General features: G+C 62.1%; 22 protein-coding genes. 10 read left to right on the top strand and 12 right to left on the bottom strand.

Features of this window, described 5'->3' with window-relative positions; translation table 11 throughout:
• Positions 1 to 147: 147 nt before the first annotated feature.
• The 3 genes from cysQ (at position 148) to sciP (ending at position 3528) form a co-directional block, all read left to right on the top strand.
• Positions 148 to 945 (top strand): 3'(2'),5'-bisphosphate nucleotidase CysQ, encoded by a 798-nt coding sequence (gene cysQ, locus BBJ66_RS10765; RefSeq protein WP_049731673.1) that lies wholly within the window; start codon positions 148 to 150, stop codon positions 943 to 945.
• A gap of 543 nt (positions 946 to 1488) precedes the next feature.
• Positions 1489 to 2214: a sugar transferase gene (locus BBJ66_RS10760; RefSeq protein ID WP_049731674.1), complete on the top strand. Its 726-nt coding sequence runs from the start codon at positions 1489 to 1491 to the stop codon at positions 2212 to 2214.
• Positions 2215 to 3252: 1038 nt separating this feature from the next.
• Positions 3253 to 3528, top strand: a complete 276-nt coding sequence (sciP, locus tag BBJ66_RS10745) for a CtrA inhibitor SciP (protein WP_007533628.1) — start codon at positions 3253 to 3255, stop codon at positions 3526 to 3528.
• A 20-nt stretch (positions 3529 to 3548) separates the two neighbouring features.
• Here the strand turns inward: sciP and BBJ66_RS10740 are convergent, their stop codons facing one another.
• Entirely contained in the window at positions 3549 to 4016 is a 468-nt protein-coding gene (locus BBJ66_RS10740; protein ID WP_071086906.1) for a paraquat-inducible protein A, read from the bottom strand.
• A 140-nt stretch (positions 4017 to 4156) separates the two neighbouring features.
• On the opposite strand from BBJ66_RS10740, the gene BBJ66_RS10735 reads away from it, so the two are divergent.
• Positions 4157 to 4435 carry a GNAT family N-acetyltransferase gene (locus tag BBJ66_RS10735; RefSeq protein WP_049731678.1) on the top strand — a complete coding sequence of 93 codons (279 nt, stop codon included), beginning with the start codon at positions 4157 to 4159 and terminating at the stop codon, positions 4433 to 4435.
• A gap of 133 nt (positions 4436 to 4568) precedes the next feature.
• Here the strand turns inward: BBJ66_RS10735 and BBJ66_RS10730 are convergent, their stop codons facing one another.
• Positions 4569 to 4919, bottom strand: coding sequence for a hypothetical protein (locus BBJ66_RS10730; RefSeq protein ID WP_003566024.1), 351 nt, complete (start codon positions 4917 to 4919; stop codon positions 4569 to 4571).
• Positions 4920 to 5354: 435 nt separating this feature from the next.
• Between BBJ66_RS10730 and ctrA the strand changes: the two genes are divergently transcribed.
• Positions 5355 to 6056: a response regulator transcription factor CtrA gene (gene ctrA, locus BBJ66_RS10725; protein WP_003542362.1), complete on the top strand. Its 702-nt coding sequence runs from the start codon at positions 5355 to 5357 to the stop codon at positions 6054 to 6056.
• A gap of 211 nt (positions 6057 to 6267) precedes the next feature.
• Here the strand turns inward: ctrA and BBJ66_RS10720 are convergent, their stop codons facing one another.
• Both BBJ66_RS10720 and chpT read right to left on the bottom strand, forming a co-directional pair.
• Positions 6268 to 6630 carry a response regulator gene (locus BBJ66_RS10720; protein WP_003566026.1) on the bottom strand — a complete coding sequence of 121 codons (363 nt, stop codon included), beginning with the start codon at positions 6628 to 6630 and terminating at the stop codon, positions 6268 to 6270.
• Positions 6631 to 6750: 120 nt separating this feature from the next.
• Positions 6751 to 7398 (bottom strand): histidine phosphotransferase ChpT, encoded by a 648-nt coding sequence (chpT, locus tag BBJ66_RS10715; RefSeq protein WP_071086904.1) that lies wholly within the window; start codon positions 7396 to 7398, stop codon positions 6751 to 6753.
• Positions 7399 to 7593: 195 nt separating this feature from the next.
• Here chpT and BBJ66_RS10710 point away from each other — a divergent pair, with 195 nt between their 5' ends.
• Positions 7594 to 8181 (top strand): DUF1134 domain-containing protein, encoded by a 588-nt coding sequence (locus BBJ66_RS10710; RefSeq protein WP_049731679.1) that lies wholly within the window; start codon positions 7594 to 7596, stop codon positions 8179 to 8181.
• Between the two features lie 117 nt (positions 8182 to 8298).
• Entirely contained in the window at positions 8299 to 9462 is a 1164-nt protein-coding gene (locus tag BBJ66_RS10705) for a hypothetical protein (protein WP_071086902.1), read from the top strand.
• A 164-nt stretch (positions 9463 to 9626) separates the two neighbouring features.
• Here the strand turns inward: BBJ66_RS10705 and BBJ66_RS10700 are convergent, their stop codons facing one another.
• Both BBJ66_RS10700 and BBJ66_RS10695 read right to left on the bottom strand, forming a co-directional pair.
• The gene (locus BBJ66_RS10700; protein WP_071086900.1) at positions 9627 to 10451 is read right to left on the bottom strand and encodes a TrmH family RNA methyltransferase; all 825 of its coding nucleotides are present in this window, start codon (positions 10449 to 10451) and stop codon (positions 9627 to 9629) included.
• Between the two features lie 7 nt (positions 10452 to 10458).
• Positions 10459 to 10842, bottom strand: coding sequence for a hypothetical protein (locus BBJ66_RS10695; protein ID WP_049731682.1), 384 nt, complete (start codon positions 10840 to 10842; stop codon positions 10459 to 10461).
• Positions 10843 to 10885: 43 nt separating this feature from the next.
• Between BBJ66_RS10695 and BBJ66_RS10690 the strand changes: the two genes are divergently transcribed.
• Positions 10886 to 11911 carry an RluA family pseudouridine synthase gene (locus tag BBJ66_RS10690; RefSeq protein WP_049731683.1) on the top strand — a complete coding sequence of 342 codons (1026 nt, stop codon included), beginning with the start codon at positions 10886 to 10888 and terminating at the stop codon, positions 11909 to 11911.
• Positions 11912 to 12092: 181 nt separating this feature from the next.
• Complete coding sequence (gene rpoH / locus BBJ66_RS10685; RefSeq protein ID WP_049731684.1) at positions 12093 to 13001, top strand: RNA polymerase sigma factor RpoH; 909 nt, start codon at positions 12093 to 12095, stop codon at positions 12999 to 13001.
• A 296-nt stretch (positions 13002 to 13297) separates the two neighbouring features.
• Here rpoH and BBJ66_RS10680 read toward each other — a convergent pair whose 3' ends face one another.
• On the bottom strand, positions 13298 to 15805 hold the full coding sequence (locus BBJ66_RS10680; protein ID WP_071086899.1) for a hypothetical protein: 2508 nt from the start codon (positions 15803 to 15805) through the stop codon (positions 13298 to 13300).
• Between the two features lie 60 nt (positions 15806 to 15865).
• Complete coding sequence (locus BBJ66_RS10675; protein WP_003566044.1) at positions 15866 to 17164, bottom strand: adenylosuccinate synthase; 1299 nt, start codon at positions 17162 to 17164, stop codon at positions 15866 to 15868.
• Positions 17165 to 17355: 191 nt separating this feature from the next.
• Here BBJ66_RS10675 and BBJ66_RS10670 point away from each other — a divergent pair, with 191 nt between their 5' ends.
• Complete coding sequence (locus BBJ66_RS10670; protein ID WP_049731686.1) at positions 17356 to 18273, top strand: DMT family transporter; 918 nt, start codon at positions 17356 to 17358, stop codon at positions 18271 to 18273.
• On the opposite strand, the gene BBJ66_RS10665 is transcribed toward BBJ66_RS10670, so the two are convergent.
• The 4 genes from BBJ66_RS10665 to BBJ66_RS10650 all read right to left on the bottom strand — a co-directional run bounded on the left by BBJ66_RS10665 (position 18270) and on the right by BBJ66_RS10650 (position 24043).
• Positions 18270 to 19118, bottom strand: coding sequence for a GNAT family N-acetyltransferase (locus BBJ66_RS10665; protein ID WP_049731687.1), 849 nt, complete (start codon positions 19116 to 19118; stop codon positions 18270 to 18272). The genes BBJ66_RS10670 and BBJ66_RS10665 overlap by 4 nt on opposite strands.
• Positions 19119 to 19391: 273 nt before the next feature.
• Complete coding sequence (locus tag BBJ66_RS10660) at positions 19392 to 21218, bottom strand: putative bifunctional diguanylate cyclase/phosphodiesterase (RefSeq protein ID WP_071086897.1); 1827 nt, start codon at positions 21216 to 21218, stop codon at positions 19392 to 19394.
• A gap of 132 nt (positions 21219 to 21350) precedes the next feature.
• Entirely contained in the window at positions 21351 to 23135 is a 1785-nt protein-coding gene (locus BBJ66_RS10655) for an IlvD/Edd family dehydratase (protein ID WP_071086895.1), read from the bottom strand.
• Positions 23132 to 24043: an NAD(P)-dependent oxidoreductase gene (locus BBJ66_RS10650; RefSeq protein WP_049731690.1), complete on the bottom strand. Its 912-nt coding sequence runs from the start codon at positions 24041 to 24043 to the stop codon at positions 23132 to 23134. The genes BBJ66_RS10655 and BBJ66_RS10650 overlap by 4 nt, the downstream gene beginning before the upstream one ends.
• Positions 24044 to 24165: the final 122 nt, after the last annotated feature.

Genomic DNA, 24165 nt, shown 5'->3' with positions numbered 1-24165 from the left:
CTTCGTGGAACTGCGTGACGAGGATGCAAGGCGCGTCGGGAAACACCATATCGAGTATCTGGTGACATCGAGTATCTGGTGACAGGGATGGTTTGCGGACGGGCGACAGTGGGGTGCTCGGCCCGCGTGGCGAACGGCAAAAGGACAATGCTGAGGACATTTGAACGGGCGGCACTCGAAGCCGGCAAGGCCATCATCACGGTCCTGCGCCAAGGTTTCCCGGTCGCCATGAAAGCGGATGCAAGTCCGGTCACGGTCGCCGACGAGGAGGCCGAACGCATCATCCTCGCTCATCTCGCCAGAGATTATCCCGAAATACCCGTCGTCGCCGAAGAATCGGTCGCCGCCGGAAAAGTGCCCGACATCGCCGGCCGCGGCTTCTTCCTGGTCGATCCTCTCGACGGCACGCGAGAATTCGTCGATGGGCGGCAGGAATTCACCGTGAATATCGCCTATATAGAGAATGGCGCCCCGGTGGCCGGCATCGTCTACGCCCCGGCACTCGGTCTTGCCTTCTCGGGCGAACGCGGCCACGCCGAAAGGCTCGTCGTCACCAACGAATTCACCGTCGGTGCGCGCAGTGCGATCACCGTGCGTGAACAGCCGGACGATAGGCTGGCGCTCGCCAGCCTACGCCACAACAGCCCCGAGACCGGAAGCTTCCTCGCCCACCACTCCATCTCCAAATGCACCAATATCGGCTCCTCGCTGAAATTCTGTCTGCTGGCCGAAGGCAAGGCCGACGTCTATCCGCGCTTTACCCGCACGATGGAATGGGACACGGCGGCCGGCGATGCGGTGCTGCGCGCCGCCGGCGGTTCGACGGTGACGCTCGACGGAGCGCCGCTGACCTACGGCAAGACGGGCGCAGCAGCCGATTTCGACTTCGCCAACCCGAACTTCATCTCCTGGGGCGGCACGAAACGCGTCCTCGAACCGGCGTAACAACCCGCACCAATCCCGGAACTATCAGCTATCCACGCGACCGGAGCCCCGGCAGGCGGTCAGAGAGTGATTCGCAAACAGCCGGCCGGACTGGCTGATTCTCGGCCTGAACCCTGTTTTTCCACTTTTCCCGCGCCGGATTGTCACCGATCCCGCCTTGATTTTGTCATATTCCGACACAGTTTGGGAACGACCGAGCATCCCGGCTAGAAAAAATTCGCGTCGGAATTGGTTAAAAACACCCCATAACGACCGTCGGTCGCGTGCCGATCCAACACGTTCGACTACCCCCGGAAGCCCTCGCCAAAGGCCTAGAAACCTTGACGAAATTCCAATTATTAACGAAATATCATGAGCTTGCCTCAACTTAACGCAGATGCGAAAGATTTATTGCAATGCGATATTTCTCTGGACACCATTACACAATTGTCGCATTTTTCCGTTTTAGTAGGGTTACCAAGACCTGAGTGCAGCCCTGGTGACAGGGTTAACCATTGATCGCCTTTTGCCGCCGCGCCCCTCGAAGACAACAGAGTACGATCCTTGAGCATCACGGAACTAAACAACACCATTTCGAATGAGTCCTTCAGGCCGAGCCGCCGCGAGCTGCCGGGTCTGAAGATCCAGACCCCTGTTATCCATAGCGATGCGCCGCAGGCGCCGTGGATGGATCTTGTCCTGAAGCGGGCGTTCGACATCGTTTCGTCGTTGAGCGCCCTCCTCGTCCTTGCCCCTTTCCTTCTGTTCGTCGCTTTGCTGATCAAGCTCGACAGCCCGGGACCGGTGCTCTTCAAGCAGACCCGCTGGGGCAAGAACTGCAAGACCATCAAGGTCTACAAGTTCCGCTCGATGCGCACCGATCTCTGCGATGTCTCGGGTATTGCCCAGACGGTGAAGAACGATCCGCGCATCACCCGGGTCGGCGCCATCCTGCGCCGCACGAACGTCGATGAGCTGCCGCAGCTGCTGAACGTGCTGATGGGTCACATGTCCGTCGTCGGCCCGCGCTGCCATGCAATCGGCATGCGCGCCGGCGGCATGCTCTACGAAGAACTCGTCCCGGAATACCATCAGCGCCACGCCATGCGCCCCGGCATGACGGGCCTTGCTCAGATGCGCGGCCTGCGCGGCCCGACCGATCGTCCGGCCAAGGCGCGTGCCCGCATCGTCAGCGATCTCTATTACGTCGCCAACTTCTCGATCGTGATGGATATCCGCATCATTGCCGGAACTGTCGTATCCGAGCTGACCCGCGGAAAAGGCTTCTAAGATTTGTGAGAAGGGACCGGCTGCCTCACGGCAACCGGTCCCTGAATGCTCTACAGGCCGCCTCCTGCGGCTGACCGCATCGAGCTTGCGCATCGCGCTTTTTGGACAATCCCCACCATATGCGACGAGACCGAGAATGATCGCAATCTCGTCGCTGCTTTGCGAGCCGCATGCGATTTCGCGCCGCGCGCCATTACCTGCGCCGGCGTGGACATGAATACCCGTCTGACGGCGAAGATGTATTGTTTCAGATCAGCGTCGTGCGAGCGTACAGACGAAAAATTCTTCAACGCATGCATCTAAAAAGCGGGTTAAAGCGGCGGTGTTTGTCGGCGCCGCCGCCCGCCAACGCCCCCCACTGAAGATCGGCCCGATCATCCGCTTCATCGCGGCCACCAGTCGGCTACGATGAAGAAAATCGGCGGCCCGGTAAAAGCTCAAGGCTTTCCTGCCGGCTGCCGATGAACCGATTTTCGGGAGAAAGCCGGGAGCCGAAAAAAATCGAAACCCGCAAACTTTGCGATCTCGCCAAGCCGTTTCTTGCCGCACTCGACGAGATGCCGGCGCGACCGGTCCGCGAAGGCGAAAAATCCAGCATCCTCAATGCAATCGCCGCGCGCATGCTCGCCTTTTTTCATCTTCATACGACGTGTCGCCTGCTTCGCCAGACGTCGCCGCCGGCAGCGAGAGGTTGCGTGCCGGAGTATCGGCTAATACGGGTTTTGCTCCGCATATCGAGGGCACCAAGCGTCAAAAGCGCGAGCCGGCCGGATAGAGCGGGAAGAACAGAGAGAGATGCCTGGCGCTCATCCCTATGTCAGCCACGACAAAGCTCGTCTCGGGACATCAGTTATATTTGTTCGGCAAGCCCCCTATTGCAGGTCGCGACAAAATCACAGCGCGGCAGGTGGCCGTCCCAGGTCGCCGGCTCGCTGGGGCGTCTAAATTTGTTATCAAAGTCTTACGAAGGGCTTAGGCAATTTTTAAATGTGGCAGGCTAGAGTGGCCTCCGTGGTCTTGCGTTGTGTAGAGAGTCCAATGACCGAAATGATACGTCCCCGAGTGAAATATGTCATCGGCCCCGATGGCAGCCCCCTGACGATCGCGGATCTTCCGCCGCCCAATACGCGGCGCTGGGTGATCCGGCGGAAGGCAGAGGTTGTCGCGGCTGTTCGCGGTGGCCTGTTAAGCTTGGAAGAGGCCTGCGAGCGTTATACGCTCACGGTCGAAGAGTTCCTCTCCTGGCAATCGTCGATCAACAGCCACGGTCTCGCCGGCCTGCGCACCACGCGCATCCAGCAATATCGTCACTGATCGCACGCCATTATCGAGATTTATTTCGGGCCGGACGCATCTCCCGTAAGGGAATGAAGAAGGCCCGAAATCATTGACGACGCCGCGTAGCACCAGAGGCCCGGCTGCGTGAAGGCATCCGCCAGCCCCGTTGTCTTCGCCGCCGCAATGACGATCGCGACCAGCAGCACGTCCATCATTGACCACTTGGACAGATGCGGCACGACGCGACGATAAAACAGGTTGCCGGCCCCACCGCTGGCACCTGCCGCTTCCGCGGAGATCCCGACCATCTTCAGAAGCGGAAGCACGATCGAGACCAATGCGACGATCGCCGCCAGCAGCCCATCCCCGCCCTGCCAGAGCGAAACGACGATTTCTATGAGCGACGGGGTCTGATCGAAGAAATACAGCGTTTCGAAACGGACCAGCGGCAGGATGAGGCCGAGTGCCAGCAGGAATGGCGCGGCAACGAGCAGAATGGGGCGGATCATCGAAAGCGCGCTCATAGGCCCGAACCTCGCGCCGACCCGACATATTTCTTGAACACTCCGTCTCCTCCAGTCATTGCCTCGCCGGCTTGGCACGATCGCGTCGCCGTGTCACCGTCGCCTGCGACAATATCCCCATCCCTCCGCGAGGAAAGACAATGGACATTCGAAACGAGGAAAGCGCCTCCGGCGGCCGTTATGCGGCCGAGGTCGATGGGCACGAAGCCGAGATGACCTATTCGCGCGCATCGCCGATACTCATCATCATCGACCACACGGCCGTTCCCGATGCGCTGCGCGGCAAGGGCGTCGGCCAGGCATTGGCGCTCTATGCGGTAGAAGCTGCCCGCGCCGGCGGCTGGAAGATCATCCCGCTCTGCCCCTTCTTCAAGGCGCAGGCGCAGCGCCATCCGGAATGGCAGGACGTCGTGAACTGATCCGCAGGCGGACGGCATGCAAACGTTAAAAGGTGGAAACACCAAAAGCCATGTATGACGGACAGCGCGCCCGTCATACATGGCTTCTCAGTGGCGATCGCCAGGGCGCCGAAGCCGGCGCCCGCTGTTTCTCTTACGCCCTTGCGCGGGCGCTGGTGTCACGTTCTTCCAGCGCCGTCGCCCTTGCATATTCCGCCTGCATCTCCTCGAGCGCCATTTCCAGCGACTCTTCCTGCATCTTCAGTTCCTTGATCGAAACCTGCAGGTTGTCGGCCCGCTGACGCGCGGCCTTGGCGAAGGTCGGATACGCAAAGTGATTCGGATCTGAGATACCGGACTTCTTTTCCTCGACGACGATCTGGCTCTCCAGATCCTTCGTCATCCGTTCGAATTCGGACATCATCATCTGCAATTGCTGCAATTGACGTCGTTTTTCGTTCACCTGGAACTCTTTCAGGCGAACGAGACTCTCTCGCGACTTCATACGCATTACTCCCGTGATGCGAGACCCCGGCTCAACTTGAAACCGCCCTGCGCGCCGCTTTGACACGGTTTGCTAAAAAATTTCCTGCGATATTAACAAATACCTACCGCTGGTAACCTTTCGTTTACGGGCATCGTTAATGATAGGCCCGATGATTTAAGGGTCGGTAAATGCCGCGGCATTAAGTTCGAACCTTTTCATTGGCGAGTCGGATGAATCACTTAGCGCCATTTCCTAATGTTAAAGATTAGGAGCGCCATTTGAGATTCCTATTGGAAAACAGAGAAATGGAAAAAATATTTAATAAATTCGATACTCCTTGCCAGAGTGAATTAGAATTTGTTAACCATTTCGTGGCAGCTTCCAAATCACGTAGCGTGTTCGGTATCGTGTAGGGGGCCAGACCACCTTTCGGCGGCGGTAAAGGGGATAATTATGCGGGTACTTCTCATCGAGGATGATAGCGCGACGGCGCAGAGCATCGAGCTGATGCTCAAATCAGAAAGTTTTAATGTTTATACCACCGATCTGGGTGAAGAAGGCGTCGATCTGGGCAAGCTGTATGATTATGATATCATCCTTCTCGATCTGAACCTGCCCGACATGTCCGGATATGAAGTGCTTCGCACGCTCCGGCTGTCCAAGGTCAAGACACCGATCCTCATTCTGTCGGGCATGGCCGGCATCGAAGACAAGGTTCGCGGCCTCGGCTTCGGCGCCGACGACTACATGACCAAGCCCTTCCACAAGGACGAGCTCGTCGCCCGCATCCACGCCATCGTCCGCCGCTCCAAGGGCCACGCTCAGTCGGTCATCATGACCGGCGAACTGATCGTCAACCTCGATGCCAAGACTGTCGAAGTCGGCGGCCAGCGTGTCCACCTAACGGGCAAGGAATACCAGATGCTGGAGCTGCTTTCGCTCCGCAAGGGCACCACGCTTACCAAGGAAATGTTCCTGAACCACCTTTACGGCGGCATGGACGAGCCGGAACTGAAGATCATCGACGTCTTCATCTGCAAGCTCCGCAAGAAGCTTGCCAACGCTGCCGGCGGCGCCAACTACATCGAGACCGTCTGGGGCCGCGGCTACGTTCTGCGCGAGCCGGATGGTGCCGAATACGCCGAAACCGCCTGATTTTTCCGATCCCCCTTATCGGATAACGAAGATCCCGCCCTTCCGGCGGGATTTTTCGTTTCTGCCTGGCCAATGAGAAGCCGCCCGATAAAGAGAGATCTGGGGCTGGATGAGCGGTAAAACCTTCTCCGTCTCGATCAAGGAAACGGAGTGCCGGCGGCCGAACGTGCTTGCACGTTCGCCATCACGCTGTAGGGGAAGAGGCCTGCCGTCAGGCAGCGATCGCGCGGTTTCCGAAGACGGCGGTCAGGATCTTGCGGTCGAACGGCTTCAGCAGGAAGTCGGTGGCGCCGGCCCGTTTGCCAGCCATCAGCTTCTTCAGATCCGCCTCGACGACGCAGTAGTAGATCTTGACTTCTTTGCCACCATCCATGGCGCGGATGGCGGCGATGAGGTCGAGGGCGCCTTCCATGCCGGAATCGACGATCAGATATTCCGGCAGCTCCGTCTGGCAGCGCTGCAGCGCCTCGCCGGCATTGGAGGCCTCGCTGACGAGAAAATCGAGTTCGGAGAGAATGCGCTTGCCGACCTTGCGGACGATATCCGAATTATCGGTGATCATGAACCTTTGCATGGGCGCTCCTTTGCCCCCCGCATTCGTCGCAGCAAGAGGCCTCTTACAACCCTGGAGGATAGGTCCATCAGGCTAAGGAATCGTTACCGGACGGTCACCGACACCCGTTCCCGTGCGAAATCAGGCCGCCGCGGCCACCGCCGTGAACACCAGCTCTTCGGCGCTGGCACTGTGATCAAGCGTCATTCCGCACTCCTGCGCCAGAAGCACGGCGTAATAGGGCTGGATCGAATGCGCGTCGATCGCTTCCTCGATCGTGCCGGTCGATATCTCGACGAATTTCGGCGGCAGGCGCATCAGTTTGCCTTTGGCCGTCAGCTTGAACCTGGCATCGAACTCGGGATTCTCAAGCGTTACCTCGAGCACGCCGCCGCGCGGAATTGCGGAATAGGCAACGAGGAAGAGGTTGAGCAGCAGCTTGACGCGATTCTTGGCGACGATGGCGCGAGGCCCGTTCCAGGTCACTTCGGTCTTCTTCTCGGCGATGGCGAAATCCTTGGCTGCGCGCTCGGCCTCGCCGGTATCGATCGAAGCGCCGACAGAGCCCGAAGCGCCGAAAGCGAGGCGTGCGAATTTCAGGCGGACCGAAGCGTTGAGCGCGCTGGTGCGGATCAGGTCCATCGCATCGGCGTCGGCGCCACCCTCATCCAGGAGTTCCAGCCCGTTGTTGATCGCACCGACCGGTGAAATGACGTCGTGGCAAACGCGGCTGCAAAGAAGCGCGGCCAGATCCGGGCCGGACAAGGTGAGATTGGGGTTCTTGGACATCATCGTCTCCTGAGGGGCGGCAAGTTCATCGCGCCCGGGAATATGCTTCATCAAAATTGCGCGAAGTTTGCGATCGTACTCGGTGCCATAATGACACCATATTTGGTAAACCGATTGTTAAGATCATCGGCGCAAAATGCACCAATCGCCGCGAGCGGTTGCCCGCTCCCAGCCAAACGACGAACGGATGACACCATGCGCCCTCAATTTCCGCACCGAGCCATCGGCTTCTGCAGGTTGCTTTCGGCCCTCGTCTTTTCCTCGCTGATGGTCGCCGGACCTGCCTCCGCCCAGGACAACGGCCAGTACACGATGCAGGAAATCGTCGATGCCGGCCACTCCTTCTTCGGCTCCGCCAGCGGCGGACTTGCCAAAGTCGTCGAGAGTGCCTTCCAGAAATACGGCCTGCCGAATGGCTACATTCTCGGACAGGAAGGCGGCGGCGCCTTCATCGCCGGTCTTACCTACGGCGAAGGCCAGCTGAACACCAAGAACGCCGGCGAACATAACCTCTACTGGCAGGGTCCCTCGCTCGGCCTCGACTACGGCGGCCAGGGCTCCCGCGTGATGATGCTGGTCTACGACCTGCCCTCCGTCAACGGCATCTATGCCCGCTTCGGCGGCGTCAGCGGCTCGGCCTATGTGATCGCCGGTTTCGGCATGACGCTGCTCAAGAACAACGACGTGCTGGTCGTGCCGATCCGCACCGGCGTCGGCGCCCGCCTGGGCGTCAATGTCGGCTACCTCAAGATCACCCAGGCTCCGACCTGGAACCCCTTCTGAGGCCGCAAAGCCACCGGAAAGCGCCGCCGTCCGCATCGGCGGCCTTGCCCATATGCGTCATGCGTGCTTAATCATCGCGGCTGACCTCTTATCAACCTTCGAATCGATGGCCGCGCCGTGATCGAATATGCTCTTTTGTTCGGATTGGGCTTCCTGACCGCGGCCTTTCTCGTCTTTCTTGTCTCGCCCGCCGTTCACCGCCGTATCGTCTGGTATACCGAGAACCGCCTGAAGGCGACCATGCCGCTCAGCCCGCAGGAGGTTCGCGCCCAGAAGGATATGGTGCGCGCCCTCTATGCCGCCGAGAATGCCCGCACCACCCAGGACCTGCTGCGCGAGCGCGAGAAATCCCTGTCGCTCCAGCTTCGCCACGACGCGCTCGCCGTCGATGCCGGTAGGCTTGCCGCCGAGATCGGCGAATTGCAGGCTCAGATCGGCGAGATGCATGTCGAGGCCGCCGAGCAGCGCTCGCGTCTGCGCAAGGACGAAAATTATATCAGCCAGTTGAAGACCAATCTCCATATCGCCGAACAGTCCGTGGCCAACAAGGAGAGCGAACTGGCGACGATGCGCACACGGCTGAGCAAGCTCGGTGAACAGACCGACGGGCTGAGGATCGATCTGGCCGCACGCGAAACCGAGGCGGAGAGCCTGAAGTTCCGCGCCAACGCGCTACGCGACGAACGCGACACGTTGCGCCAGGACGTCAACCTGCTGCAAAAGCGGGCCAAGGATGCCGAACAGAAACTGACGCAGCAGCAGCACATGGTGATCCGCCTGGAGGACAAGGCCGCGCGCGACAGCGCTTCCGCAGCCGAAAAGGAAACCCTGGTCGCTCGCCGCCAGCAGGAGATCGCCAAGTTGAAGGAGCAGTTGAAGGCCGCCAATGCCGAGATCCGCAAGGTCAACCGCGTGCTGCGCGAGGCCGGCCTTGCCGGGATGGTTGCGGAGCCGCCGGCGGAACTGACGGCCGAAGATACGACAACATCCATGCCGGACACCGCCGTTGTCACGTCTGAGATCGGCGAGGATGTCCGCAAGCGCAGCGCCGCCCTTGCCGAGCGGCTGCAGAAGGCAAAGGCGGTAACCGGGCGCGACGACGCGATCCGCGAGGAAATCGCCTCGATCGCCGCCAATATGGTGGCGCTGACCGCACTCAACGAGGGCCCGTCCTCGCCGATCCGCACGCTTCTCGCCGACGGTACGGAAAAGAACCCAAACGATCGCCTCAGCCTTGCCGACAGGGCAGCAGCGATCATCGCCGATCCGCGGCGTGTCTGAAAAGGCGCTCGGCTCGCCATCATTGGCGAATGCCGGGACTAAACACCTGGAGCTTGCGCCCTAAAGCGCGTCGCGATCTTTCAGATTCGCTCCTTGCGCTTTAGCTCGTTGTTTTTACGAATGTCATTGCCGCAAAACCGCGGCGCACTTTTGCGCGACATGCTTTAGATCCGACCCATCGCCGACGCCATGGAAAACAGCGCGATCCCCGTCGCCGTCGCGGCGTTGAGGCTGTCGAGCTCCTCCGACTGCGGGATGCGCGCGCTCTGGAAGCGCGCCAGCAGCGCCTCCGGCAACCCCTCCCCCTCCGTGCCGACGACGAGCGCCATGCGTGGCGAGGCGGGAATGGCGCGGATATCGGTCTTGCCGTGCGGCGAAAGCGTCCAGATGGCGAAGCCCCGTTCGGCAAGCGAAAGGAGCACATCCAGCGCCTTGCCGCTGCGCCGGTGTGGAACGCTTAGCACCGAACCGACCGAGACACGCAGGGCCTTGCGATAGAGCGGGTCACAGCTGGTTTCGTCGAGCAGCACCGCATCCGCCCGGAAGGCCGCCGCATTGCGAAACATCGAGCCGGCATTGTCATGATTGGAAATGCCGCAGCCAACGAGCACCAGCGCCCGTTCCGGCAGCACGTCGAGAAGTGCCGCCTCGCCGCTATCCTCCCGCCGGCCGAGCGCCAGAACGCCGCGATGCAGATGGAAACCGACGACGCCGTCCAGCACATCGGCCTCGGCGACATAGACCGGCACGTCGGCCGGCAGCCGCTCCAGGATCGGCAGCACGCCGTCGACGCGGTTGCGCAGCAGCAGGATCTTTTCGGCGAAAAAGCCGCGGTCTTGCGCATGCGCTTCTGCGAGCATGCGCAGCACGACGGTGCCTTCGGCGATGAAGCGGTTTTCCCGGCCCGTTAGATCGCGCTCGCGGATATTGCGGAATTCGGCGATGCGCGGATCGTCGGCGCTGTCGATGGCGATCGGGACGGCGGCCATGCCGGCCTCAATTGCCCGCGACGCTGACGTCGGCGACGGTGCGGCCGGTCGCGATGTCGAAGACCAGCGCCTTGCTCTTGCCCTCGGCCGTTTCGCCGTAAAACAGGATCTGCCCTGCCGCAAACGAGGTGGACTGCACCTTGAAGCCGAGCGGCAACGAAACTGTCGCCGCAAGCGGCGCATCCGAGGGCACGCCGGCGGCGGAAACGGCTGCCGCCGTCTGCTTCGGCTCGCGCATCGTCTTGTAGACAACCGCGCCGAAGACCGCCATAAGGCTCACGAACATGATGGCGCCGGAAACGATCTGCAGGCGGACCATCTTGCGCCGGACACTTTCCATCGCCGGATCAAGGGGCTTCTCTTCCTGGTCGTCTGGCTCGATTGCTGTCATCTGTGCGTCCCGTTCTAAAAAAATACGTCGGAGAAGAAGCGTCTTGAGCGACCCCTTTAAACAAGCAGCCGGCAATAGAAAAGTCCTGACTGCCGATGAAACCGCCGAAGGCCGGCTCGACGCCTGGCTGACGGCACAGGTCGGCGAGGAATTTTCGCGCAGCCGCATCAAGGCGCTGATCAAGGACGGCCAGGTTTTTCTGCGCGGCGAACCCGTCACCGATCCGCAGCGCAAGGTGCGCAACGGCGATAGTTTCGAGATCACCCTGCCCGAGCCGGAAGACCCGACGCCGCTGGGCGAGGACATTCCGCTCGACATCCTCCATGAGGACGAAGACCTCATCGTCATCTCCAAGCCTTCCGGTCTCGTCGTCCATCCCGGCTCCGGCAACTGGACGGGGACGCTGGTCAACGCGCTGATCCATCACTGCGGCGCGACACTCTCCGGCATCGGCGGCGTGCGCCGCCCCGGCATCGTCCACCGCCTCGACAAGGACACCACAGGGGTCATGGTCGTCGCCAAGAACGACATTGCCCATCGCCACCTCTCGCTCCAGTTTGCCGATCATGGCCGCACCATGCCGCTGGAGCGCGCCTATCAGGCGGTCGTCTGGGGCCGGCCCCGCTCGCTGACCGGCACGGTCGACGCGCCGCTCGGCCGCGCCACCGGCGATCGCACGCGCCGCGCCGTCAAGCGCCCCGACAGCCATGACGCCGACGAGGCGATTACCCATTACGAGGTGATCGAACGCTTCCAAGAGAACCCGGACGCGACGGCGCTTGCCTCGCTGGTCGAGTGTCATCTCGAAACCGGCCGCACCCACCAGATCCGTGTGCATATGGCCCATATCGGCCATCCGCTGCTCGGCGACACGGTCTACGGCGCCGGCTTCAAGACCAAGGCCAACCGCCTGCCCGAGGAAATCCGCAAGGTCGTCAACGGGTTCAACCGCCAGGCGCTGCACGCCTTCATGCTGCAGTTCGAGCATCCCCGCACCGGCGAAATCATGCATTTCGAAGTGCCGCTACCCGATGATATGGTGGAACTGGTCGAGGCATTGCGGGGATAGAGGCGTCCTCTCCGACCCCTCTCACAGCTACGTGAGCGGCACCTTGAACCGCCGTTTCGCCACACTTATCTGTATATTGACTTAGTGCGGGCTCGCAGTAGAGCCGCATGTCCCGGTTTGCCATTTTTAACGCGAGGACGCGTTTCCAACGGGAACCGGAATTCACTTAGGAGGGTGCACTATGGCCCGAAATACCTTGCCGTCCATTACCGCCGGCGAAGCCGGTCTCAATCGTTACCTCGACGAAATCCGCAAGTTCCCGATGCTCGAGCCGCAGCAGGAATACATGCTGGCCAAGCGTTATGCCGAGCATGGCGATCGCGATGCCGCCCATAAGCTCGTCACCAGCCATCTTCGCCTGGTTGCAAAGATCGCGATGGGCTATCGCGGCTACGGCCTGCCGATCGGCGAAGTCGTCTCCGAGGGCAATGTCGGCCTGATGCAGGCCGTCAAGAAGTTCGATGCCGAGCGCGGCTTCCGCCTTGCCACCTATGCCATGTGGTGGATCAAGGCATCGATCCAGGAATATATTCTGCGTTCGTGGTCGCTCGTGAAAATGGGCACGACCGCCAATCAGAAGCGCCTGTTCTTCAACCTGCGCCGGCTGAAAGGCCGCATCCAGGCGATCGATGACGGCGACCTGAAGCCGGAGCACGTCTCCGAAATCGCCACCAAGCTGAACGTCTCGGAGGAGGAGGTCATCTCGATGAACCGCCGCCTGTCCGGCGACGCCTCGCTGAATGCGCCGATCAAGGCGGCGGAAGGCGACAGCGGCCAATGGCAGGATTGGCTGGTGGACGACCATGACAGCCAGGAAGACGTACTGATCGAACAGGACGAGCTCGACACCCGCCGGCGTATGCTGGCGAAAGCGATGAGCGTGCTGAACGAGCGCGAACGCCGTATCTTCGAAGCTCGCCGCCTCGCCGAGGATCCGGTGACCCTGGAAGACCTGTCGACGGAATTCGACATCAGCCGCGAACGCGTCCGCCAGATCGAGGTCCGCGCCTTCGAAAAGGTGCAGGACGCTGTCCGCAAGGAAGCCCAGGAACGCGCCAAGGCCGTCCGCGTCGTCGAAGCCACGGCCTGATAAGGCTGAACTTTAAGAATTGGAACGCCATCTCCTTACGCGGGAGGTGGCGTTTTTGTTTGAAAAGCTGCCCCTCACCCTAACCCTCTCCCCGTAAAAACGGGGCGAGGGGACGTGCCATGCGAGAGCTGAGCGAGGGACGGAGAGGCTGCGGCGACCCCCCTTCGCCCGTCTACGGGGGTCCGAAGGACGGGTCGAGACCCGTGGCTCGACCCCGGTCGGTGCCGGCAGGTGGATGGAGGGGCCTGAGCGGCAGAGCCGCGAATGCGCTGAGCGCAAGGAACTCCTTGACCACCTCACTGGCTCGTCGACACATCCCCGAGCGCGGTCCATTCCTTGATCGCGGTATTGAAGGCATCCGTTCCCGTATTGCCCTTTTCCATCGTCAGCAGCGCGCGGCGGCCGTTGCGATAGGTGACGGGGATATCGATCCAGCTGCGGGTCGACATCAGGTCGAGATTGGCCTTGCGCGCATCGGGATAGTCATTAAGCGCGATCATGTGGAAATCGTCGGTGATCTTGGCCGGAACCGCGATTAGCGCGTCGCCGCGGTCCTGCTCGGTGCGTTTCATCGAGATGCGCTGGACGCTGTCGATGCTGCCACCTTCGAAATTCGGCGGCAGCGAGAAAACGATCTCGACGAGATGGCTTGCCGGCAGCGACGGATCGGAATTGCGCTTGAAGGTGACGAGAGCCGAGAGATTGCGCTCCGGCACAGTGACGTTGCCCTGCACCGTCGCCTCCTGCCGGCCGCCCTGGCCGGCCTCGTGCTGCACGCTCCAGATGACCGATCCCTCAATCGCCGTCGGCGAGCTTTGGCCGATACGCTCCTCATAGAGGAACATCTTCTGCGACGAGCCGACGGGGGCGGTCTGCTGGGGCGAAGCCACCGGGCCGTTCGGCGTCGGCGTTTCGGCCGGCGCGACATCGCCCTGCGCGGCCGCAGGCGGCGTGTCCGCTGCCGCGACATTCTGTTCGGCGACCGATTTTCCTTCCGCAGTCAGTGTACCCGGCGCCGTCGCCGGTCCGCTGTCGACCTCGGTCCCATCCGTCAGCAGCCGCTGGGTGAATTTCGAATTGGCCGCGGCGCCGTCATTGTTCATTGACGCCACCTGCGGATTCGGGTTCGGCTGGGCCGGCGCCACTGGCGTATTCTGCGCTTCCGGCGTGGTCGGCTGGGCCGGCGTTGCCGCGCCCGGCTCGGCAGGTGTGGCGGAGCCGGCAGGCGGCGTCGCCGCCTCGTTCCTGGTCGCCTGCGACGGTGCCGAACTGACGAGACCGTCGACCATCGCCACCAGCGCTTCTCTGTTCATCCAGCCGGCATAGGCGCCGCCACCGATCAGGATGAGCGCGAAGATAAGGGTGATCACCGTGCCGATACCGAAGCGGCGACGCTTCGGCTCCATCCGGAAATTCTTGCCCTGCAGCTTGGATGCGACCATCTGATCGATATCCATCGCCGGATTGGCGTCGTCGTCGTCAGCCGCGACCGGGCCGCGGCGGTCGTAGCCGCGCAGCGCCTTCGCCTCGCGCCAGTCCTCGCTCGGCGCGACGCCGGCAGCCGCCGGCTTGCCGTTGTGCACTTCCGCGAAAATATCGACATCATCGAAATGCGAAGCGACCGGCGCCTTCTTGTTGTTGCCGGCCTCGATCGGCGGCAGATCGTCGAAGGCTGCGGTCTCCCAGGAGAAACTTTCCTTGGCCGCCGGCATGACGGCCGCAGGTGCCGCTTTTTCGAGGCTCGATATCACCTCCTCGAAGGCACGCGCCGAAGTATCCGGGGTGGCCGGCGCCGTCTGCGAATATTGCCGCAGTTCCTCTTCCGCCCATTCGGTTTCCGCGTCCTTCGGCGCCGGAGCCGGCGTTTCGGCGGCAGGCTCGGACCAGACGGGATCGAAATGGGCAGCCGCGTCAGCCTGCAGCGGCTCCTCGCGGCTGTGCTCGACGAACTCCTGCGGACGATCGAAATCTGCGACCGGCTCCACCAGCCGGTTGGAAGCATGTTCTATGCCGCGCGTGATTGGCTGGAGCGGCGCGGCGGGTTCGTAAGCCTCCCCGGCCTCCGGCTCTTCGCTTTCCACCGCCGCCGGCTCGGCCGCGGTCTCTTCTGCGGGATGCTGCTCGTCAGCATGATATTCGTCGGCTTCTTGGCTGCGATGCCCGGCAGGCGGCTCCCAGACGTCATGCTCGGTCGGCGCCTCTTCGACAGCAACGTCGCGCGCCTCGCTGGCATGCCATTCCTCGGCCGGCGCTTCCTCCTCATGCGAGGGATGCCAGTATGACTCGACCGGAGTGGGTACCTCCGGCAAAACCTGCGCCTCGGCTGAAACAGCCGTTTCCGGGGAAACAGCTATCTCCTCGGAAACGGGCTCCTCGGCGGCGACCTCTTCCTCGGCGTCCTCGGGCGCGGCGGCTTCCACATGACCGCGCTCGACGGCGGCCTCGGCCGCCTGCGGTTCCACATCGGCTTCGTCGACAGGCTCCTCGACGGCCGTCTCCGATGCTGGCGCCGGTTCGCCTTCGTCGTGAACCGTTTGTTCTTCGACGAATTCCGGCGCGGTGACAGCAGCAACCGGCTCATCGAGCGGCAGCGCCTCGGAATGTTCGCCTTCCACTTCGCGGATGGCGGCCTCGAGCTTGTCGAGCTGGCGTTGCAGCATGGTTTCCGGCGGACGCGGCTTCATGTTCTCGAGCTGCCGCTGCACTGCGCCGCGGGCACGTTCGTAGACTTTCACCCGCATCTCGGGGGTATTTTCAGCCAGGCCGTCAACGGCTCGCCGAATAACTGCAATAAAATCCGCCATCAGTACTTTCTCAAGAAGTCCGGCACCCGACCGAACTATCCTCCACAGTGACCCGTGAGCTTAATCCTCAAACGGATCGGTCACAAGTATCGTGTCATCCCGCTCCGGGCTGGTGGAAAGGAGCGCGACAGGCGCCCCGATCAGTTCCTCGACCTGGCGAACATATTTGATCGCCTGTGCCGGCAGGTCCGCCCAGCTGCGGGCGCCGACGGTCGATTCCTTCCAGCCTTCCAGCGTGATATAGACCGGTTCGACCCTAGCTTGCGCTCCCTGGCTTGCGGGAAGATGATCAATCTGTTCGCCGTCAAGCATATAGCCGACGCAGATCTTTAGTTCTTCGAGGCCATCGAGCACGTCGAGTTTGGTGAGCGCGATGCCCGTGATGCCGTTGGTGGCGATCGACTGGCGCACGAGGGCCGCGTCGAACCAGCCGCAGCGCCGCTTGCGCCCGGTCACCACGCCGAATTCATGGCCTTTTTCGCCGAGGAACTCGCCGATCGCGTCCTTCAACTCTGTCGGGAACGGGCCTTCGCCGACGCGTGTCGTATAGGCCTTGGTGATGCCAAGGATATAGCCGAGCGAGCCCGGCCCCATGCCGGAACCGGCCGCGGCCTGACCGGCCACCGTATTCGACGAGGTCACGAAAGGATAAGTGCCGTGGTCGATGTCGAGCAGGCTGCCCTGCGCACCTTCGAACAGGATGCGGGAGCCCTTGCGGCGCTCCTTGTCGAGGAAGAGCCAGACGGTGTCACGGAACGGCAGCACCCGATCGGCGATCGAGGTCAGTTCGTCCATGATCGTCTGGTGGCTGACCTCGGCGACGCCGAGGCCGCGGCGAAGTGCGTTGTGATGCGTCAGAATACGATCGACCTTGCCGGCAAGGCTGTCGAGATCGGCAAGATCCATCACCCGGATGGCGCGGCGGCCGACCTTGTCTTCATAGGCGGGGCCGATGCCGCGGCGTGTCGTGCCGATCTTGGTGCCGCTGTTCGACGCCGCATCCTCGCGCATCGCGTCGAGCTCGCGGTGCAGCGACAGAATGAGCGTCGCATTGTCGGCGATACGCAGATTCTCCGGCGTCACCGTCACGCCCTGTGCTTCCAGCCGACCGATCTCGGCGATCAGCGCATGCGGATCGACGACGACGCCGTTGCCGATCACCGCCATTTTGCCCGGACGTACGACGCCGGACGGCAGCAGCGACAGCTTGTAGCTGGTGCCGTCGATGACGAGCGTATGGCCGGCATTATGTCCGCCCTGATAGCGCACAACGATATCCGCGCGCTCCGAAAGCCAGTCGACAATCTTGCCCTTGCCTTCGTCACCCCATTGCGAACCGACCACGACTACGTTCGTCATCCAACTCTTCCTGTTACCGGCGGAAAACCGCGCACCTGCTCAAACCCGCGCATCTATAAAGCTTTGTTTTTGGGAAAGCGACCCTGTTGTCACAGGTGATTGGGCTTTTTACGTGACAAATCAGCAGCTGGCAGGCTATTGCCCGTCACAAAACGCCGCTCGGCGGTCGCGGAAAGACGGGAAAAGCGCTCTTGCAAGCCACGGCCTACATCTGCCTCGTTGTCGCCACCCTCTGCTGGGGCGGCAACTCCGTCGCCGGCAAGCTCGCAGTCGGCCATATCAGTCCGATGATGCTGACCTTCCTGCGCTGGTTCATCGCTGTGATGCTGATCGCGCTGATCTCGGTGCCGCAGCTCAAGAGGGACTGGCCGGTGGCCAGGAAGAACCTGCCGCTGCTCTTCTTCTACGGCGTCATCGGCTACACACTTTTCAACGCCATGCTCTATTCGGCCGTGCAATACACGACGGCGATCAATGTCGCCATCGAGCAGGCCGGCATCCCGATGCTGATCTTCCTGTTGAATTTCATGTTCTTCCGCACCGGCATCTCGCTGGCGCAATGTCTCGGCTTCGGTATGACGCTGATCGGCGTCGCTCTGACCGCCGCTCACGGCGACCTGACAACGCTGCTGCAATTGAGCCTCAACCGCGGCGACGGGCTGATGCTCATCGCCATTGCCGCCTATTCGGTCTACACGATCTTCCTGCGCTGGAAGCCGCCCGTCGACTGGCGCACGCTGATGGCGTTCCCCGCACTCGGCGCCATGCTGACCTCGGTGCCGCTGCTCCTTTGGGAAGCCGGCCGGGGTGCCGCGCAATGGCCGGATCAGGCCGGCTGGGTCATCACCTTCTACACGGCGACCTTCCCGTCGCTGCTGGCGCAGATCCTCTATATCAAGGGTGTCGAGGCGATCGGCGCCAATCGCGCCGGCCTGTTCATCAATCTCGTGCCGGTGTTTGGAACCCTGCTCTCCGTCGCCCTGATCGGCGAGAGGCTGCAGTCCTTCCACATGATCGCGCTGGCACTGACCTTGGGCGGCATTGCCATCGCCGAAAAAGGCCGTCCGAAAGCCTCGGCTCCGACGGCGCCCGCCTCACCTGTAGACTAGCCAAGCTCCAGCGTTGTCACGCCGAAGACATGCTTGAGCGGAGTGGCCGGCGCCGGCCCGCGATACATGCGCGTCGTCTCGAACACCGGTCGAAGTCCGAGGCCTTCGGCAAGCGCCACCGCCTCATAGTTCTCCGCGGGGATATCGATGAAGAGAGCAGCCCCCTTCGCCTCGGGGATCAATTCGGCAAGCAGTGCTGCGGCGCTGTCGGCATCGTTGGCAAAGAGCGGCCCGATCTTATAACCCTCGTAGCAGCGGCGGATCGTGCCGTAACCGCGGATCTTGCCGCTCTTGCGCACCACCGCCGAGCGACGGCCCTTGCGAGCGGTGCACCAGGCGGCAAGGAAGCCGTCACGCGGCTGCGGAAAGATCGCCGAATCATAACGCTGCAGACCTTCGAGACGCGAATCCATGACCGGGTGCGCGACAAGCGCCGAGACCGGCAAGGTGGTGGCAACGCCGCCGTAGCGAGTGGTGGAATAGGCGGGTTCAAAGCCGGCTTTGCGGTAGTTGTCTTGCTGTGCGGCGACGCCGTCGAGGCCAATCGTGCGGTCCCCCACGCTTGATATGCCCGCCTCCCAGATCGCCTTGCCGTAACCCTTGCCGCGGAAATCGGGATGGACGATGTAGAGGCCGAGGAAGGCGAAACTCTCGCCGTATTTGACGACGGAGATCGAACCGACGGGAACTTCACCAATGGCGCCGACGAAAAAACCCGACGGATCGGCCTCCAGGAATGCGAGCGAATCGTCAAGGCCCGGGTTCCAACCCTCCTGACGCGCCCATTCGAGCACGAGTTCCAGTTCGCCGGGCCGCATTGAACGAACGGCAAATTCCGAATTCATGCGACTTTCCCAGATTGAATGTCCCGCAAGTCCATCCCGGCAACGGCAAAGCAATTGTCAGGTTCCCGGCTCCCCGATTGCAGCTGCGAATGATGGAGAGCCGCGCTCATGGTCTTGACGACGCGTATAATCATTTTTCGGTGCAATGCAGAAAGCTTGGTTTCCGCATTACCATGAAACAATGCCGATGCAAGCTCAAGAAAATTACTTGCGCGCCAATTACCTTCCTGCGAGCGCGAGTAAACGCTGTCGACGCCGCCGGCCGCTAACGGATCATCGGATCGTTCCGCCCATCGCGGTCTTCTGCTTTTCGATCCCGCTCGCCATCGGTGAGAAAAGGCGAGCCGTCTCGGCCGCCGGTGCGGGATAACCAAACGCGTAACCCTGCAGGCCATCGCAGCCGAGCTGCGCCAGCACGACGGCATGCGCCTCGGTCTCGATGCCCTCGGCGATCACCTCGACATCGAGCGCCTTGGCAATTTCCACGATCGAACCCACCACGCGCCGCTGCTCGGCTGACGTGACGACCTCGGCGATCAGCTGCCGGTCGATCTTCAGCCGCTTCGGCCGCAGCTTGACGAGACCGATGAGCGAGGCATGGCCGGATCCGAAATCATCGATCTCGATGTCGATGCCCATCTGTTTGATATCGCCGATATGATCGAGCCGTTTTTCGTCGCTGTCGTCGAGAAAAATCGTCTCGACCAGTTCGAAGACGATCACGCCGGACGGAATGTCGAGTTTCCTCAGTTTGCCGAGCAACGCCGGATCGGCAAGGCGCGACGCCGAGATGTTGACGGCGATGCGCGGAACCGCAAGGCCCTGCAACCGCCAGAACAACCGGTCTTCGAGAACGTTTTTGAGGATCGCCGCATCGATCTCGGCCGCAAGCCCGTGCTCGTCGGCGATCTTCAGGAATACCCCCGGAGCGAGCACGCCCCTCTCCGGATGTTTCCAGCGCGCCAGGGCCTCGAAGCCGATGACCTCACGCGTCCGGGCATCGAGCTGCACCTGATAATAGGGAACGATCTCGCCGCGCTCCAGCCCGAGCTTCAGCTCCTCGGCAAGGCGACGCTTGGCGCGCAGATCCTCCTGCAGTTGCCGCGTGAAGACTTCGACGCGGTTGCGCCCGAGCTTCTTGGCCTGGTAGAGCGCCAGATCGGATTCGGCAAGCAGGTTGCGCGCCCGCCGATCGCCGCTCCAGGAAACGCCGATCGAGGCCCCGGATTGCAGCATCTCCTGACCGAAGCGGATCTTCTTGCGCAGCCGGCGCTGAAGGTCGTCGGTAATCAGCTTCAGCTCGGTGAGATCGCTGAAATTGACCAGCACGATGACGAATTCGTCGCCGCCGACACGGGCGACCATGCCATTTGCGGGAATGGCCGCGGTGATGCGAAGGGCTGCGGCCCTGAGCACGGCGTCGCCTGCCGCATGACCGTGGCTGTCGTTGATCTGCTTGAACTGGTCGAGGTCGAGATGCAGCACGCCAAGCGTCGTGATGCTCCTGTCGGCCGGCAGCTCGGCGAGCCGCTTGTCGAGAAGGCGCCGGTTCGGCAGGCCGGTGAGATAATCGTGATCGGCGACATGCTCGATGCGGGCATTGCTTGCCTCGAGCGCCAGCGCTCTCGCCTCGGCCACCATCTTCTGGCCCGCGAGTTCAGCATTGAGCAGGACGTCGGCGGTGACATCCCATTCGGCGCCGATGAACGAGGGCAGCCCCTCGGCATCCACGTAGAAATGCGCGCGTGAGCGCAGATGGCGGATTTCGCCGTTCGGCAGCACGATCCGGAATTGCGAATTATAGGCGCCCCGCGTGGCGATCGCCAGGTCGAAGTCGCGTTCGGCCTGCTCGCGATCGTCGGGATGGATCGCATTCGACCACAACCATGCAGGCACCTCCCGGCATGTCTCGCCGGTCTCATAGAGACGGTGCATCTGCGCATCCCATAAGATCTCGTTCTTTGCGATGCTGTGCTCCCAGACACCGATCCGGGATGCATCGAGAGCGAGTTCGAGCCGGCGCAGAAGATCCTGAAACTCTTGTTCGGATCGTGTGGGTCGATTTTCTGGCAACGCGGTCTCAGCCTTAGAAGCTTCCATAACTGCAATATGGTCTCAAGCTGGCATTAATGAAGCCTTGTCCCGATGATCGAACTAGTCATTAGGTGAACCGTCCGTTACGATTTTCCCCTTTTGGATCAAAGAACTTGCAGTCCGCGGCGCCCTCCAGGATCAGTGGTTGTGCCGCGGCGGATTTTTCGCAATCCGGCGGAATTCGGCCGCCCCCTCGAGAACCGCGCCGTCCGATAATTGCGTCACCGAGCGACGATAGATCTGCTGCCATGGCGTCGCATCCGCCGGCACCGGCGGAATTCCGTCGCCCTTGCGCCGTTCGATCTCGGTTTCGTCGACCAGCATGTCGCAGCGCCCGTGGTTGAAGTCGATGCGGATGATGTCGCCGGTACGAAGCCAGGCGAGACCGCCGCCGGCAGCGCTTTCGGGCGAGGCGTTGAGGATCGAGGGGCTGTCCGCCGTGCCCGATTGGCGGCCATCGCCGATCGTCGGCAGGCTGCTGATGCCGCGTTTCAGCAAGTGATCCGGCGGCTGCATGTTGACAACCTCAGCCGAACCCGGCCAGCCGAGCGGCCCGGCGCCGCGGATGACGAGGATGGTATTTTCGTCGATGCCGAGGTCAGGATCGTTGATGCGCCGGTGATAGTCTTCGGACCCGTCGAAAACCACCGCCCTGCCCTCGAAGACGCCTTCGCGGCCCGGCTCCTGAAGGTAGCGCCGACGAAAACCCTCCGAGACGACGCTCATCTTCATGATCGCGAAATCGAAGAGATTGCCCTTCAGAACGAGGAAGCCGGCCCGCTCCTTCAGCGGCTCGCCGAATGGCCGGATAACCTCGCGGTCCCGGGCTTCCCTGCCCTGCAGGTTCTCGGCCATCGTCCCGCCCGTCACCGTACGACAGCCGCCATCGAGCTTTCCGGCCTGCAGCAATTCCCACATGATCGCCGGCGTGCCGCCGGCGCGATGAAAACGCTCGCCGAGATAGGTCCCCGCCGGCTGGACATTGGCCAGCAGCGGGATATCGAAGCCGTGCACCTGCCAGTCGTCGGGATGAAGCTCGACGCCGGCGTGCTTGGCCATCGCGGCCAGATGCGGCTGTGCGTTGGTGGAACCGCCGATCGCCGAATTGGTGCGGATGGCGTTGAGGAAAGCCTCGCGGGTCAGAATATCCGACGGCTTCAGGTCCTCGAAGACGATCTCGACAGCGCGCCGCCCGGTACGGTAGGCCATCTGGCCCCGTTCGCGGTAGGCGGCCGGAATGGCGCCGCAACCGGTCAGCGACAGGCCGAGTGCCTCGGCAAGGGCGTTCATCGTCGAAGCCGTGCCCATCGTATTGCAATGGCCGACGGATGGAGCCGAATCGAGCGCAGCCTGCAGGAATTCTTCCCGATCGATCTCGCCTGCTGCATATTTTCGCCGCATCCGCCAGATCACCGTGCCGGAGCCCGCCAGTTCCCCCTCATGCCAGCCGTCGAGCATCGGCCCGCCGGAGAGCACGATCGCCGGAATATCGACCGTCGACGCCGCCATGATCGCCGAAGGCGTGGTCTTGTCGCAGCCGGTCGTCAGCACGACGCCGTCGAGCGGATAGCCGTAGAGGATTTCAACGAGGCCGAGATAGGCAAGATTGCGGTCGAGTGCCGCCGTCGGGCGTTTGCAGTTCTCGAAGATCGGATGCGTGGGAAATTCGATCGGAATGCCGCCGGCATCGCGAATGCCGTCGCGCACGCGCCTGGCAAGCTCGATATGCACCCTGTTGCAAGGTGTGAGATCGCTGCCGCTCTGGGCAATCCCGATGATCGGCTTGCCGGAACGCAGCTCTTCCGGCGTGATGCCGTAATTCATGAAACGCTCGAGATAGAGCGCTGCCATGTCGATATGGTCGGGATTGTCGAACCAATCCTGCGAACGCAGGCGCCGCTTCGGAGAATGGCTGTCGGTCACCTCTTGCCTCCCGGCAGGTCGTTCTTCTCTTCGAGATGCAGGAGCAGGCCGCTATGATCTTTCTCACCATTGCCGTTTGCGACGAATTCGCTGAATTCGGCATGGACCGCCGCAGTCAGGGGCAGCGTCAGCGACAGCGCGGCGGCGGTCTCCATGGCCGCGTTCAGGTCCTTCAGCTGATTGCTGGACGAACCGCCTGGAGTAAACTGCCGCTCGACCATGCGCTTGCCATGGAGTTCAAGTATACGGCTCTCGGCGAAGCCGCCGCGAATGGCGTCCCTGAAGGCGGCCGGCGAACCGCCGCCGGCCTCAATCAGCATCATCGCTTCGGCAACGGCGCCGATCGTCACTGCGACAATCTGCTGGTTGGCAAGCTTGGCAAGCTGACCCGATCCGCTTGGGCCGACGCGGGTGACACGCCCCATCGGCGCAAAGACGTCCTGAAGCTTTTCGATCACCGCCTCGTCGCCGCCCGCCATGATCGCCAGCGTACCGGCCTCCGCTCCGACGACGCCGCCGGAAACCGGCGCATCGACATGAGCGATGCCGCGCTCAGCAAGCCGCGCCGCATGATCACGGGCAAAATGTGGGGCGATTGAACTCATGTCGATAACGATAGCGCCGGACGCCACCGCATCGGCCGCGCCGCGGTCGAACAAAACGTTTCCGACGGCTTCGGCGTTGGTCAGCATGGTGATGACGACATCAGCCCCCGAAACGGCATCCCCGGGCGTTTCCGCAAGGACCGCACCGTCCGCTGCCAGCGCCTTAGCCTTGCCGGGATCGCGATTCCAGACGGTGACGGCAAAGCCCGCTCCGAGCAGCCGGCGAGCCATAGGCGCGCCCATCAGCCCGGTACCGAGAAAGGCGATCCGCCTGCCACCATGACCTCTGCTCGAACCTGTCATTCAGTCCTCCCAACTGTTGTTCGTCTTTGATAACCCCCTCACCCATCGTTGCAACCGTTTTGATGCCGCATCGGCCCCAAAACGATACGGGCGAGAACCGAAGTTCCCGCCCGATTTACTCG

Source organism: Rhizobium sp. RSm-3 (genome assembly GCF_001854685.1).
In the GTDB taxonomy this organism is placed as follows: domain Bacteria; phylum Pseudomonadota; class Alphaproteobacteria; order Rhizobiales; family Rhizobiaceae; genus Rhizobium; species Rhizobium ecuadorense.
This window is presented reverse-complemented; position numbering and strand designations above follow the sequence as displayed.

Bases quoted from the DNA above. Each gene is read 5' to 3' on its own strand.
- cysQ (WP_049731673.1), top strand. From the start codon at position 148: ATGCTGAGGACATTTGAACGGGCGGCACTCGAAGCCGGCAAGGCCATC.
- sciP (WP_007533628.1), top strand. From the start codon at position 3,253: ATGACCGAAATGATACGTCCCCGAGTGAAATATGTCATCGGCCCCGAT.
- BBJ66_RS10740 (WP_071086906.1), bottom strand. From the start codon at position 4,016: ATGAGCGCGCTTTCGATGATCCGCCCCATTCTGCTCGTTGCCGCGCCA.
- BBJ66_RS10735 (WP_049731678.1), top strand. From the start codon at position 4,157: ATGGACATTCGAAACGAGGAAAGCGCCTCCGGCGGCCGTTATGCGGCC.
- BBJ66_RS10730 (WP_003566024.1), bottom strand. From the start codon at position 4,919: ATGAAGTCGCGAGAGAGTCTCGTTCGCCTGAAAGAGTTCCAGGTGAAC.
- ctrA (WP_003542362.1), top strand. From the start codon at position 5,355: ATGCGGGTACTTCTCATCGAGGATGATAGCGCGACGGCGCAGAGCATC.
- BBJ66_RS10720 (WP_003566026.1), bottom strand. From the start codon at position 6,630: ATGCAAAGGTTCATGATCACCGATAATTCGGATATCGTCCGCAAGGTC.
- chpT (WP_071086904.1), bottom strand. From the start codon at position 7,398: ATGTCCAAGAACCCCAATCTCACCTTGTCCGGCCCGGATCTGGCCGCG.
- BBJ66_RS10710 (WP_049731679.1), top strand. From the start codon at position 7,594: ATGCGCCCTCAATTTCCGCACCGAGCCATCGGCTTCTGCAGGTTGCTT.
- BBJ66_RS10700 (WP_071086900.1), bottom strand. From the start codon at position 10,451: ATGGCCGCCGTCCCGATCGCCATCGACAGCGCCGACGATCCGCGCATC.
- BBJ66_RS10695 (WP_049731682.1), bottom strand. From the start codon at position 10,842: ATGACAGCAATCGAGCCAGACGACCAGGAAGAGAAGCCCCTTGATCCG.
- rpoH (WP_049731684.1), top strand. From the start codon at position 12,093: ATGGCCCGAAATACCTTGCCGTCCATTACCGCCGGCGAAGCCGGTCTC.
- BBJ66_RS10680 (WP_071086899.1), bottom strand. From the start codon at position 15,805: ATGGCGGATTTTATTGCAGTTATTCGGCGAGCCGTTGACGGCCTGGCT.
- BBJ66_RS10675 (WP_003566044.1), bottom strand. From the start codon at position 17,164: ATGACGAACGTAGTCGTGGTCGGTTCGCAATGGGGTGACGAAGGCAAG.
- BBJ66_RS10665 (WP_049731687.1), bottom strand. From the start codon at position 19,118: ATGAATTCGGAATTTGCCGTTCGTTCAATGCGGCCCGGCGAACTGGAA.
- BBJ66_RS10660 (WP_071086897.1), bottom strand. From the start codon at position 21,218: ATGGAAGCTTCTAAGGCTGAGACCGCGTTGCCAGAAAATCGACCCACA.
- BBJ66_RS10650 (WP_049731690.1), bottom strand. From the start codon at position 24,043: ATGACAGGTTCGAGCAGAGGTCATGGTGGCAGGCGGATCGCCTTTCTC.